The 13,425-nt window shown below is 47.0% G+C and carries 13 protein-coding genes and 1 pseudogene; 8 read left to right on the forward strand and 6 right to left on the reverse strand.

The annotated features are described in order from the left end of the window. Positions 1-477, reverse strand: a 477-nt coding sequence (locus B4C70_RS02925; RefSeq protein ID WP_290776899.1) for a thiamine pyrophosphate-binding protein, incomplete at its 3' end; no start/stop codon positions are given. After that, the gene (locus tag B4C70_RS02930; RefSeq protein WP_290776900.1) at positions 467-1,852 is read right to left on the reverse strand and encodes an isochorismate synthase; all 1,386 of its coding nucleotides are present in this window, start codon (positions 1,850-1,852) and stop codon (positions 467-469) included. The genes B4C70_RS02925 and B4C70_RS02930, both read right to left, overlap by 11 nt. A gap of 159 nt (positions 1,853-2,011) precedes the next feature. Between B4C70_RS02930 and B4C70_RS02935 the strand changes: the two genes are divergently transcribed. The 4 genes from B4C70_RS02935 (at position 2,012) to B4C70_RS02950 (ending at position 5,448) form a co-directional block, all read left to right on the forward strand. Next, positions 2,012-2,905: a 1,4-dihydroxy-2-naphthoate polyprenyltransferase gene (locus B4C70_RS02935; RefSeq protein WP_029340886.1), complete on the forward strand. Its 894-nt coding sequence runs from the start codon at positions 2,012-2,014 to the stop codon at positions 2,903-2,905. 178 nt (positions 2,906-3,083) lie between these two features. After that, complete coding sequence (locus tag B4C70_RS02940) at positions 3,084-3,995, forward strand: PfkB family carbohydrate kinase (RefSeq protein ID WP_290776901.1); 912 nt, start codon at positions 3,084-3,086, stop codon at positions 3,993-3,995. A gap of 29 nt (positions 3,996-4,024) precedes the next feature. Continuing rightward, entirely contained in the window at positions 4,025-4,453 is a 429-nt protein-coding gene (locus tag B4C70_RS02945) for an NUDIX hydrolase (RefSeq protein ID WP_290776902.1), read from the forward strand. An 86-nt stretch (positions 4,454-4,539) separates the two neighbouring features. Next, positions 4,540-5,448 (forward strand): YihY/virulence factor BrkB family protein, encoded by a 909-nt coding sequence (locus B4C70_RS02950; RefSeq protein ID WP_290776903.1) that lies wholly within the window; start codon positions 4,540-4,542, stop codon positions 5,446-5,448. Between the two features lie 49 nt (positions 5,449-5,497). Here B4C70_RS02950 and B4C70_RS02955 read toward each other — a convergent pair whose 3' ends face one another. Then, positions 5,498-7,447 carry a heavy metal translocating P-type ATPase gene (locus B4C70_RS02955; RefSeq protein WP_290776904.1) on the reverse strand — a complete coding sequence of 650 codons (1,950 nt, stop codon included), beginning with the start codon at positions 7,445-7,447 and terminating at the stop codon, positions 5,498-5,500. Between the two features lie 185 nt (positions 7,448-7,632). On the opposite strand from B4C70_RS02955, the gene B4C70_RS02960 reads away from it, so the two are divergent. Then, a complete protein-coding gene (locus B4C70_RS02960; protein ID WP_058265779.1) occupies positions 7,633-8,562 on the forward strand; it encodes a DMT family transporter in 930 nt (309 codons plus the stop codon). Between the two features lie 163 nt (positions 8,563-8,725). Continuing rightward, complete coding sequence (locus B4C70_RS02965; protein ID WP_023467290.1) at positions 8,726-9,013, forward strand: hypothetical protein; 288 nt, start codon at positions 8,726-8,728, stop codon at positions 9,011-9,013. A 41-nt stretch (positions 9,014-9,054) separates the two neighbouring features. Here B4C70_RS02965 and B4C70_RS02970 read toward each other — a convergent pair. From B4C70_RS02970 to yfkAB, 3 genes and pseudogenes are all read right to left on the reverse strand, one after another. Beyond that, positions 9,055-10,224 (reverse strand): annotated as a pseudogene (locus B4C70_RS02970) (MFS transporter); the annotation flags it as partial. A 54-nt stretch (positions 10,225-10,278) separates the two neighbouring features. Further along, positions 10,279-10,461, reverse strand: coding sequence for a hypothetical protein (locus tag B4C70_RS02975; protein WP_023467292.1), 183 nt, complete (start codon positions 10,459-10,461; stop codon positions 10,279-10,281). Between the two features lie 87 nt (positions 10,462-10,548). Next, positions 10,549-11,661 (reverse strand): radical SAM/CxCxxxxC motif protein YfkAB, encoded by a 1,113-nt coding sequence (gene yfkAB / locus B4C70_RS02980; protein WP_035398770.1) that lies wholly within the window; start codon positions 11,659-11,661, stop codon positions 10,549-10,551. A gap of 84 nt (positions 11,662-11,745) precedes the next feature. Here yfkAB and B4C70_RS02985 point away from each other — a divergent pair, with 84 nt between their 5' ends. Then, positions 11,746-11,958: an SE1561 family protein gene (locus B4C70_RS02985; RefSeq protein WP_023467294.1), complete on the forward strand. Its 213-nt coding sequence runs from the start codon at positions 11,746-11,748 to the stop codon at positions 11,956-11,958. A 40-nt stretch (positions 11,959-11,998) separates the two neighbouring features. Then, positions 11,999-13,384, forward strand: coding sequence for a 23S rRNA (uracil(1939)-C(5))-methyltransferase RlmD (gene rlmD, locus B4C70_RS02990; RefSeq protein ID WP_058265782.1), 1,386 nt, complete (start codon positions 11,999-12,001; stop codon positions 13,382-13,384). Positions 13,385-13,425 lie beyond the last annotated feature (41 nt).

Here is a 13,425-nt window from a genome sequence, read left to right on the forward strand (position 1 = left end):
TGGTTCCGTTAGAGAGAGTAGGGTTGCGCGTTGTGCAACATGAGCGACGTAAGGAAGGCTCGCTTCTTCTGCTAACGGAAGATCAAACGCATGCCGAACCTGCTTCCCGTACAGACCAACCTGATCAATAGCTTGTGGCGCACCGACATTCCGTAATTCATGTGGTCGATCGGCGGTCAAGACGATCAGCGGAAGTTCAAAAATATTCGCTTCGGTCACTGCTGAATAATAGTTCGTCGCAGCGGTACCGCTTGTACAAATTAATGCAACGGGACGAACGCGTTCTTCCGTCCGTGTTAGACCTAAAGCAAAAAAACTAGCCGACCGTTCGTCAACAAGGACGTGGGTACGGCTAGAAGGATGCAGAAAAGCAGCAATGGCAAGTGGTGTCGAACGGGAACCGGGACTGATGACGAAGTCCCGGACACCAGAAGCGACGAGCGTATCAATTAACGTGTGCATCCACTTAGTCAACATAAATATCATCCTTTTCAATCGAACCGACGTGTCCAAGTGCTTGTACCATCGGTGATAGTTTAGTTTCCGTCTCTGCCAGTTCACTATCGAGATGAGAGCCTTCGACGAGACCGCAACCGGCGTAAAGAATGACCGCCCGTTCTGTAAACAATCCAGATCGAATGGCAACGATGAATTCCCCGTCATCCTGTCCGTTCATCCAACCAACAGGTGAACCGTACCATCCTCGTTCGAACGTCTCGATTTCTTGGATGGCATCGACTGCTAACTGCTTTGGTTCGCCTCCAAGAGCAGGTGTCGGATGCAGTTTTTCGATTAATTGGAATAACGTCACATCTTCTTTTAAATGAGCTGTGATCGGTGTATAAAGATGTTGAATATGGCGATTCTTCAAGAGAATCGGCGTATCCGGACAATCCAGTTCCTCTGAAAAAACAGATAATGTCCGTTCGATCGAATCCGCGACGATTCCGTGCTCCACCCGATTCTTTTGATCTTGTAATAACGATTGACCGAGTGCTTCGTCCATCTCATCCGTTGCGTGGCGTGGTGCAGAACCAGCGACGGCTGCCGTTTCAAGACGACGTCCACGTTTTAAAACGAGTCGTTCCGGTGTAGCGCCGATGAAGGCTTCTTCCGGATTTGGTTGGAAACAGAAGACGTAGCTGCCGGGCTGGGTATCTTCGAGTTCAGCGACGACAGCGGCTACGTCGAGTGGACGATCCAGCTCATAGACGACTTCGCGCGCCAAGACGATTTTTTCAAGTGTCGTCTCCAAGTAGTGCATCGCTTGATGGAACGAAGCTTCAAAGGCTTCATTCCCATCTCGCGATAGTCGTAAGCGCGTGACGCCTGCCGCAGTCGATGGTTGCGGTTGATTGACTTTGGCGAAATCGAGTGAGAGTTCATTTAAGATAGAATCGACTTGATCCATTGGCTCGACGCGAGCAAAAATCGTCACACGTGTCTTGCCATCTTGTTCTAGAAATAAAAACTTCGGAATCGTCATCGAAGCGTCTCCGAAGGAAGACCAACGATAATCCGGTTGTTTAAGTTCGGTAAACGAAAATCCGCTGAACGCAAATAAATCATGACCGACATGATCGCGATTCAAGTTTTCCCATTGCGATTGAATTCGTAAAAAACGATCCGTTCCTGAAGCCTGAAGTTGTTGTACGATGCCAAACCCGATGGCCCGCATCGAGCGATCAGGTGTCGCGAAATAAAATCGTTCCTCGATACCCTGTTCGAGGGAACGCATGTCAGTTGCTTCGATTTCCCATGAATACGAAGCGAGTATAGGTCGTTGTGAGGCGTTCGCCTGACTGACGGCCTGTTCGATACACTGTTTTAGCTCTTGTTGAGCGTAAGCCATACCGCTCATTGCCCCCTAGTCTATAGATACTGTGATATGTTTCACTTAATCTAAGTGTAAACTTTTTGCGGACAAAAAAGAAGGAATAAGCTATCTCGGATTGAACATTGACAGCAAAAAACGAAACCCGATACACTTAGACAGGAAAGGGGTTATTATATGAATAAATCAATCGCTGTCTATTGGCGAATGACACGACCGCATACATTAACAGCAAGTTTTGTTCCGGTCGTCGTCGGTACGGCAGTTGTCGCACCACGCGTGGAATCGATACGCTTGGATTTGTTCGTGGCGATGTTGATCGCATCGATGTTGATTCAAATCGCAACGAATCTGTTCAATGAATACTACGATTACAAACGTGGTTTAGATACGGAGGAGTCGGTCGGAATCGGTGGATCGATCGTTCGTGACGGATTCAAGCCAGGAACGATCCTAGCGTTCGCACTTACATTGTATGGCATCTCGGCATTACTCGGTGTGTATCTGTGCATCGAGACATCGTGGTGGTTACTTGTCGTAGGACTCATTTCGATGTTCGTCGGATATATCTATACAGGAGGACCGCTTCCGATTGCCTATACACCGTTTGGAGAAGTCGTTGCAGGCTTTTTCATGGGGTATATCATCATCGCGATTTCGGCGTACTTGCAAATTGGTTATGTTCCGACAGAAGCCGTTGCGATTTCGGTACCAGTCGCCATCTTGATTGGTTCAATCCTACTTGCGAATAATATTCGGGACTTGGATAATGATAAGGTCAACGGACGAAAAACGATTGCCTGTCTCGTCGGACATCGCCGTGCCGTGTACGTCTTGATCGGATTTTTTGCGGCAGCTGTCCTGTCTCTCATTATTGCTGTACTCGCATTCGAAGTCTCATGGTTTGCGTTACTCGCGTTATTGAGTATTCCGCTCATGATCAAAGCAGTACGTCTCTTCTGGGAAGACTTACCACCGGAAAAGCTGATGCCTGGCATGGCACAGACCGGTAAAGTGAACACGATTTTCGGACTCTTACTCGCAATCAGTCTCGTGATCGCGAATATCTAATCTTTAATCAAAGCAGCAGGCGATCCGCTTGCTGCTTTTTTAACGTGAAGATAGCGAACAGTTAGAAAAAAACTACTTCGGTTGTCACTGATTTAAAATTTTACTATAATTGAAGCAATGTGCCTGAAAGATCAAACAAGGTCGGAAATCAGGAAATATGGTTAGAGGTGGAACTGAAATGAATAAAATCGCGGTAATCGGAAAAGTATTCGTCGACATAAAAGGAACTTCGTTCGCTCCTTTGCATAAGGATGCGAAAAACGTAGGAGACATCACGTTTTCAAATGGAGGAACAGGACGCAACGTAGCACAAAATCTAGCCGTCCTCGGGAATGAAGTTCGCTTTATCTCGACGGTTACGAATGATCAGATTGGCGTGGGAGTGCTCGATGAGCTGAAATCTTACGGTGCAAATGTGGATCACGTCGAAATGTTAGAGGATCATGGAATGGGCATGTGGCTAGCTGTCATGGATAACGAAGGTGACTTGCAAACATCGATCTCGAAACAACCGGATGCGAAGTTGCTCGAAGAGGCGATTTTACGTCAATCGGTCTATGCACTCGATGGAGTCGATGCCGTTGCGATCGATCTGGATTTGTCCGTTACGGTCTTAGAACGTTTGATTCATTTATGTCGCAAAATGGAGTTGCCGTTGTTTGGTGTTTGTGGTCACTTGAGCGTCATCGAACGAAATCGTCATCTGCTACAAGGGTTCACTGGATTCATTTGTAGCCGAGAAGAGGCGGAAATTCTGTCTGATCTGTCGATCGTGACGGTTGAAGATGCGATTCATGTAGCAAATGAGCTAGCGAAAAAAGGTGCTCCATTCACGGTCGTGACGATGAGTGAACTCGGGGCGGTCTACGTTGATCGGCGTACAGCGACATCAGGTCACGTCGGAACGAAAAAAGTGAAGGTCGTTGACTCAACGGGAGCAGGCGACTCATTCTTCTCTGCTGTCTTGTCTGAATTGACACAAGAGAGACCGGCAGAAGAAGCCTTGAAGCTTGGCATGAAGGTTGCAGCGGAAGTCATCGCTTCGACAGAGAATGGAATCGTTCCTGAAATGCTGGATGCTCTTCGATAAGTAGAAATGATAAAAGGGGAGGTGGCGTCATGCCGATTCAACGAAGTGCAATCATTTTACGAAACGAACAGGATGAAATTGCGTTGATCCGACGGGATAAACCGAACGAAACGTATTATGTCTTTCCAGGTGGTGGGAAAGATAACGGAGAATCGTTAGAAGAAACAGCGATTCGTGAAGCACATGAAGAACTTGGAATCGATGTGGAGTTGACCGGTATTGCCGCCATCGTCCGTTTTAATGGATTCGACAATCCTTATTTTTGGGCGAAAACAATTGGGGGTCGCTTTGGCACGGGTACGGGTGAAGAGTTCGAAGAGGAAGGATCGGGTTATACACCGGTCTGGATCAAGCGTTCGGAGCTACCTTCGTTACCAATTCGTCCACCGTCACTTGCCAAACAGCTGGCAGAAATGACAGAACCATTCTATGATTTAATCCTTTCTGAAAACGAATGAGGTTTTAGTTGAAATAAAATGGGAAAAGTATATTAAAACAATGAGGTGGTCTTCGACTGCCTCTTTTTCATGAAGGAGAGATGACGATGGCGCATTCACGCGATCCAAAAGGGCTTGCCCTGAACTTAAAGCAGCGAATGTCCGATCATAATATCACGGATTATGCAGGGACACTCGCTTATTACTGGTTTTTATCCATTTTCCCAGGAATCATTTTTGTCATTTCGGTCTTATCATTCTTTGACATCGATCGTCAGACACTCGAGTCACAAATTCGGGACCTAGCGCCAGGCGGAGCCGTCAATACGTTCACGGATACAATTTTCCAAGCCATCAAAGAACCGCAGGGTGGTCTGTTATCGATTGGTGCCATTCTTGCTGTCTGGTCTGCTTCCAAAGGGGTCGATCGTTTGATCACGACAGCAAACCATGCCTATGGTGACTTCTCGCCCCGTGGTTTTGTCGCAGCGCGTGGGATTGCCTTGTTACTCACGATCGTGCTCGGAGTCGGGATGTTGTTGCTGATCGTCTTGAATGTACTTGGTGGTCCGATCATTACGTATCTTGCCAACTTCGTGTTGCCGATCGATATGGGGCAAAAAATCCTACTGACGGTCTTACGATATGTCGTGTCGACGATTCTATTGATTTGTATCCTGTCGATTTTTTACCGCGTCGCACCAAAGCGTCCGATTACATTCAAAGAAGCAATTCCAGGAGCTGTTTTTGGTGTCATCGTCTGGCAATTATTATCGGTTGGATTCGGATTTTACGTCTCGAACTTCTCGAATTACAATCAAACATACGGTTCGCTCGGTAGTGTAGTTATCTTGTTACTATGGCTCTACTTCACAGGGCTGATCATCTTACTCGGTTCTGAATTGAACGCATCATGGGAACGGTTCATGAAAAAAGCGGATCCGAAGAAAATGGAAGAAAAGCGCTTGAAGGAACAAGCTGAACTTGATGCCATTCCGACGAATACGTTCGGATGAAGGTACAAAAAAGCCTGACTGCCATGTGGCGGTCAGGCTTTTTTGATGGTTAAGCAGCTAATCGTTTTTCAGATGAACGCTGTGGAAGACTTGGTAAAGCATCCTGTTGAAGAAGGCGTAAACCGTTCAGGATGACGAGAATCGTTGATCCTTCGTGTCCGACGACGGCGAACGGCATGATGAGGAACTGGGACAAATTCGATGCGATCAATAGGAGGATGACACCGATCGCAAGCGTGATGTTTTGTTTGACGATCCGGTTCATCTTCCGGGCTTTGTGCACAGCGTAGGCAAGACGACCTAAATCATTTTTCATCAAGACGACGTCAGCGGTCTCAAGCGCAGCGTCCGTTCCTTCACCCATCGCAATCCCGACATGTGCTAATGCAAGGGCTGGGGCATCGTTAATGCCGTCACCGACCATCGCGACGGTCCGACCTTCTGTTTGGTATTGTTTGATGTAGCGTACTTTATCTTCCGGTAGGCACTCAGCGACGAAGTCCGTCAATCCCGCCTCACGTGAGATGGCAGCTGCCGTGACCGGATTGTCACCAGTTAACATGATCGTTGCGATGCCGAGATCATTTAAGGCAGCAATCGCTGTTTTGGCTTCCGGACGAATCGTATCACGTAACGCATAAAGCGCTACGATCTGTGCTCCATTGCTGACATAAACGATCGTATGCCCTTGCTCTTTCAATGACTGTTCGATCGCGACGAATGGATCGTCTAAACCATCATGGAACGCCCGTTTACCGATACGATACGTGACACCATCGACAGTTGCTTCAATCCCGTATCCTGTCACATCTTTAAACGTTGATGGTTCGCGGATATCGGTTTTTAAGTGATCGACGATTGCTTGTGCGAGTGGATGGTTCGACTGCGCTTCGATGGAAGCGACCGCTTGTTGGACTGCGCGGACGTCCATGCCTTCCGCGTAACGACTTTCAGTGACGACGGGTTTCCCTGTTGTCAGTGTTCCCGTTTTATCGAAGACGATCGTATCGACTTGACCGAGCGTCTCAATGTGGGCGCCTCCTTTAAAAAGAACGCCATTTTTCGCAGATGCGGCAATTGCAGATAAGGCAGCAGGTGTAATCGACGCAACAAGGGCGCAAGGTGAGGCGACGACGAGAAGAATCATCGCGCGGTAAATACTTGTCTCAAATGTCCAGCCAACGACGTAATGAGGGAGGACCATCATCAGTGCGACGACGAGGAGGACGATTTTGACATAACGACTTTCGAAACGTTCGATGAACTGAGCAGATGGAGACTGTTCACTTTGTGCGTTTTGGACCATATGAATGATTTTTTGGAACAACGATTCGTCAGCAGCTTTCGTCATCTCAATCGTCAAGACACCATTCATGTTGACAGTCGAATTATAAACCGTATCACCTGTTTGTTTTTCAACCGGAATCGATTCTCCTGTAATCGATGCTTCTTCGATCGCGGCTTGACCTCGTACGATGACACCATCGACTGGAATCCGCTCCCCAGGACGAACATAGACGAGGTTACCGATCGCTAATTGTTCGATTCCGACGACTTCGAGTTGACCGTTTGCATTCAGACGTGTTGCTTCCTCCGGTTGTAAGGACATCAAGCTTTGCAAGGCACGTTCGTTTTTATTCATCGTGTATGTCTCAAGGGCACCGGATAACGCAAAGATGAAGATGAGGATCGCACCTTCCATCCAGTAGCCGATGGCAGCCGCACCGATGGCAGCTAAAATCATCAACAATTCGACGTTCAACGTTTTTTCTTGATACGTCTCCGTCAATCCTTCCTTCGCTTTCGCATATCCTCCGATTACATAAGCCGATAAGTACAATGTGACATAAACGGCAGACGCCGTATTGAATTTTTCGAGTCCGTAAGCAACTAAAATCAATATTCCGCTAAACAATGCTAGAATCAATTCGTGATGCTCATCCCAAGCATGACGGAATACGGAACGCTGTTGAACATCGGTAGTAGTGGAAGTCGTCATATTAAAACTCCTTTCAAAATGTAAATGAGAAATGAAATCATTATAGAAAGAGAATGAGAATTTGATATATCAATGAGTTTAACTGATTGATAATGAGTTTCATTGTCTCTAGATTATAATTATTATTATCTGTAGAATTACTATACCATGCTTCAGTGAAAAGGAACAGGAAAGGAACTAGAAAGATGCAAAAAATTTTAACCCATCGGATTGGACTCGTCGTCTTTGCGTTACTAACGACTTTTTTGTGGGGAAGTGCGTTTCCCTTCATTAAAAAAAGTTATGACTTATTACAGATCACATCTTCCGAATACGGAGAGCAATTGCTGTTTGCGAGCTATCGTTTCTTTTTAGCAGGTGTGTTATTACTTGTCGTCAGTGTCTTCGTCTTCAAACAGACGATCACACTGAAGGAGCGGACTTACGCCTATAGTCGTCTCGGCTTCTTTTTGACGTTCTTGCAGTACGTCTTCTTTTATATCGGTCTATCTTTATCAACTGGCGTACAAGGATCAATCATTGCCGGATCGACTTCGTTCTTCCAGATGTTGCTGGCACATTTTCGATATGAAGACGATCGACTGAATCGATTTAAAGGACTCGCCTTATTCCTTGGATTCACAGGTGTCATCTTGGCCAACTGGCCACAAGGTGGGCAAGGTGTCTCGTTTGGAGTAGGGGAAGGATTATTGATCGCAGCAATGGTTTCCGGGGCGTTCGGTAACTTGGTTGCCAAAGAATACTCGGCACGTTATCCGGTGGCACCGATGACTGGATGGGCGATGGTCATTGGATCAATCGGTCTCTTTATCGCAGGAGTCATTCTCGATGGTCACGTCGCACCATTCACCTTTTCAACGACAAGTGCTTGGATGCTCGTGTATCTTGCCTTCTTATCAGCGACTGGATTTACGCTTTGGAACTTACTAATGAAATATAATCCAGTCAGTAAAGTGTCGTTGTTCATGTTCTTCGTACCGATCTATGGTGTCAGTTTATCGGCCTTGATTCTCGGCGAGACGATTCCACCGCAAGCGTTGCTTGGGTTACTCTTCGTCGTCAGTGGTATCTTAGTCTCGACGTACCTTCCTGTATGGTTTCAAAAGCGAGGTTGACGAAGATTCAGAATCGTGCAAAAATAGTTTCAATCAAAGTAACTCCCAATCGTTCGTTGCTCAAGCCGACCCGTTCGGCTTTTTTCTGTACGGTCAAGTGAAGACCGATTCGGCCTTGTCTGAAAGGCTAGTGCGACTATAAAACGGAAGGAGATGAAAACGAATGGAACGGAATGAGATCGTTCGAAAGATCATTGCCACTCGTCGTCCACGTGATGAGTTTGCCCGGTTCGTCGTAACGTGCGTCAGTCAGCAGTTGAAGGAAACCCATGGAGATGTGGATGTGGAAATCATCGAGGCGGAGAGAGGTTACGATTCAGTGTGGTCAATCAACGGTCGAGAGGTCGTCGTGCTGCTCGAGACAGAAGAGCTGAAGCGTGCAAAAGAACAGCCGTATGCGATCGACGATAAGCTCTGGCGGAGTTTTCGGCAAGAAGGAATCGTGAAATAAAACAAAGGATCTTGCGCATCATTAGCGCAAGATCCTTTGTTTTAGATCCGGGATGATTCGTGACGTTTCGCATATCGTAAGAGAAACGCAAGTGTCGCTAGAACCAGAACGAATAGACTGAAATAAAGCATAGCTGGAAGCAGAACGAACAAGCTGCCAGCAATCGGTCCAAGGATCGAACCAAGACTAAAGGCAATCCCTGCAAGCAAGTTGCCCGTCGGAAGAAGGTGTCGTGGTAACTGTTCCGTCATATAGGCGACACCGAGCGAGTACGTCGAGCCAAGTGCCATCCCGCTAATAGCAAAAATCGCGAATAACCAACCATATCGTTCGAAGACGAAGCAAGCGATGAGGAAAGCAACGGAGCCAATCGAAAGAACGGTTACTAACGTCCGACGTTTTCCGAAGTGATCAGCAAGTCGTCCAAGTGGAAGTTGCATGATCAACGAGCTGACGACGAATGTCGTGATCAAGGTACTGGTCTCAGATAGACCGTACCCGTTACGCGTCGCAAAAACGGGAAAACTGGCATTCAGTGTGGCTTCGAGAAAACCATATGTAAAGCCAGGAAGTAACGTGAACCAAGCAGTTGATAGGACAAGTTTATACCGTGAGGCGGCGCTTTGCAGCTCCTCCGGCATGACGGATGACGGTTTTTCGTTCGGCATACGCGATAACAAGATCAGGACGATGACAGTCAATGTACCAGTCAACACGAATGGTAGCCAGTTGATGACATCGACGAGAGGTGCCGCAAGAGGACCGAGAGCAAAACCGAGACCGAATGCCATCCCGTATAGTGACATCGTTCGCCCTAACCGTTCATTTGGGGTAATGGACGTCACCCAAACCTGTGATCCATAGTGTAACGTTTGATCACCGAATCCGACGAGAAATCGTAAGATCATCCAAGCAATGACACTTGGAAGAAGTGGAAATAAGAAAACCGCTAATGCAACAAGAGCGAGTCCGAACGAAATGACGGGAATATAACCACGTCGTCGCAGTGGACCTTCCATGAGCGGGGCAGCGACGATGACACCAATGTATAGAACGGCAGCACTGAGACCGTTGATGAAGGCGGGTGTCCCTTGGCGTTCAAGTAAAATGGATAGCAATGGAATCAGCAATCCTTGGGTGAAACCGGAAATGAAGACAATTGATAAAATGAGAGCAAAACGACGTGACACAAGTAACGACGACCTTTCTTTTTTCTTTTTAGCATAACACGCCCCAGTCTCTGAAACGGGAGACTGGGGCGTGCTTCATTTATTTTCTTGTTCAAAACGTGTCGGACGCGGCATGTGCAGCAGATGTTCATCCCAATCTGTCTGATCGAACACTTCATCATGTTCGATACTGTGTGAAGCACGAATACCAACCATCATGACGAACAAGACCATACTGAACGTACCGATGATTGCGACAATACCTACGAGCCATTCCATCCCGGTCACCCCTTTTTAGAAAACATAATGTGTCTACTTTGTGACATTTTTCCCGGGACGCCATTGTTCAAAACCTATTTTTGATTCTTAAAGCCGACTCGATTGTTTTGTGAAATCAATCTCAGGGTAGTATGCGTTTTTCACAAGCGCGTTCGGTCCAAGGCATTGCACCGCAGGGCAGTGACACGACAAGCTTTTATTCAGTTCTGTCTCTTGCCACTGGGCATACGCATCATTGAAAGATGTCTCGTGAATCGTACCGAGCGAAGCGAGTTCGTCGCCGAAATCGGTCACGATGATTTCACCATCAAAGATGTTGACGTTAAGACGAGAACGACCATCTGGGTCATTGCGAACCGATACGTTTTTTTCTTGACGCAAGCGACGGTGCAATTCTAAATCTGCCTCTTCCATCGAACATGCGTAGAAAGGAAGTGTTCCGAACAACATCCAAACGTTCGGATCGCGGACGTCAAGCAAACGATGAATTCCGTCACGGATTTCAGATAAACTAGCTGCTTCGATCATTGACGCGAAGTCAGCGGGGTACATCGGGTGCACTTCATGACGGACACACCCCATATCGACGATTTCCTTATGGATTGCTTCAAGGTGTGGCAACGTCCGTTTATTGATCATCGTCTCAGCAGACACGATGACACCTCGTGCATTCAGAACACGGGCATTCTCTTTCATCGTCTCGAAAAGTTTCGTCCGTGCTTCACGTGACGGTTTTCGTTCCATCATCGCAAAGCCGCCATCGATGAAATCGTCGGCTGTTCCCCAGTTATGTGAGATGTGCAAGACATCTAGATAAGGAATGATTAATTCATAACGAGATAACGGAAGTGTTAAATTTGAGTTGATTTGGGTTTTAGCGCCACGTTCGTGGGCATACTTAAGTAAAGGGACGACATATTCCTTGACGGATTTCATCGAAAGCATCGGTTCTCCGCCTGTGATGGAAAAGGCACGCAGGTGTTCGATTTCATCCAGACGTTGAATGAGTAGTTCGACTGGGATTTCAGGTGACTCGCTACTGGATAACATGTAACCAACGGCGCAATGTTCACAGCGCATGTTACACAGTTTTGTCGTCGTGACTTCGATGTTCGTCAAACGGACGGTGCCGTATTGTTCAATGTCACGATAAGCTTCCCACGGATCGTTTGCGATCGTGATGGGTGATGATTGTGGCATGGGTACTCCTCCTTTTTAGTGCTCCACTTCGTATCGTATGCTAAAATAACGTCGGAATCCAGCGGAAGAAAGGAAGTCTGAATAATGGGAAAAGCAAGAACTGATAAACTTGGTCAAATGAATGTGCTAAAATCAAGAATGCAGCTTCTCTGTCATACAATCGATTCACTCGATGAATCATCAGATATCGAAGATTTGGAACGACTGATCGTATCACTGGATCAACTCAAGGCGAAGGTCGTTCGATATGCGAAGGATATGAAAGAACAAGAAGAAACGAAAAAAGCGGTAGATTGAGACCGCTTTTTCATTTGCACAAACGGAAAGGATGAAATCAATGGCAACAAAAATCAAATTAAAGACAGGTGAGGTCCGTTCGGTCACGTGTCTACGGATGGGAATCAACGGTGAAGGGATCGCGACGCTCGAGCGACAAATCGTCTTCATCCCAGGATTACTCGTCGGGGAAACGGCACAAATCGAGATCACGGAAATTCATGCGAACTATGCGAATGCAAAAATCTTAAAGCGTGACGATCGTTCACCAGACCGTGTTACTCCACTTTGCCCGGTCTATAGTGTCTGTGGCGGCTGTCAATTACAACACATGAGTTACGATGGACAATTGCGTTACAAGGAAGAAATGCTTCGCAACGCTTTCTTGAAATCAACGAAATTGAATGTCGAGAAAGCGGATATCCGTCCGACAATCGGTTCGAAGGAATGGGAATACCGCAACAAGTCGCAATTCGTCGTCGGTAAACAGGGGAATGAGATTGTCAGCGGTCTCTATTCCGCTAATTCGAATCGTCTGGTCGCGATCGATGATTGTGTCGTCCAAAACAAGGACACGCTTCGCGTCAACCAAGCTGTCACGAAATTACTCAATGACTATAAAGTACCCGTTTATCATGCAGCAAAACAAGACGGTGTCATGCGCCATATCGTCGTCCGGACAGGAATCAAAACGGGTGAAATTCAGGTCGTACTGGTTGCTTTTAAAGACGGCTTCCGTGATCTAGAAGGTTTGTCACGCGATATCATGGATATCCCAGGTGTCGTCTCGGTCGCACTGAACATCAATGATAAGTTGACATCACGTGTCTTCGGAGAAGAGACGGAAGTCTTGCGTGGCGTGGAACGGATTGAAGAAGAGATGGGCGAATTCACGTATCAACTGTCTCCGCGTGCCTTCTTCCAATTGAATCCGGAACAAGCAGAGCGGATGTATGAAGAGATCGCGCGTGCTGCTGCTTTGACTGGCGAAGAACGTGTCGTTGATGCCTACGCAGGTGTTGGTTCAATCGGACTTTGGATCGCTAAAGGAGCAAAAGAAGTCCGCGGTATGGAAATCATTGAAGAAGCTGTCGAAGATGCCAATGCGCACATGAAGCAATACGGATTCGACCATGCCCACTACGTCGTCGGTAAGGCAGAAGCGTGGATTCCACGTTGGGTCAAGGAAGGCTGGATTCCGGATGTCTTCATCGTCGACCCACCACGCTCAGGTTGCGATACACAATTGTTGAATGCGATGATCTCGTCTAAAGCGAAAAAAATCATCTATGTCTCGTGTAATCCGCAGACGCTTGCACGTGATTGTGATCACTTGATGAAAGCGGGATACAAGGTGTCGTACATTCAGCCGTACGATATGTTCCCACAAACAGCGCACGTCGAAGCGATCGTCGTGCTCGAAAAGAAGAAAAAGAAAAAGTTCTAAGTAACAAGCCCGTATGCACTCCTTGAACGAGTGGACATACG

It is taken from the genome of Exiguobacterium sp. UBA5002 (assembly GCF_002396765.1).
Lineage (GTDB): Bacteria > Bacillota > Bacilli > Exiguobacteriales > Exiguobacteriaceae > Exiguobacterium_A.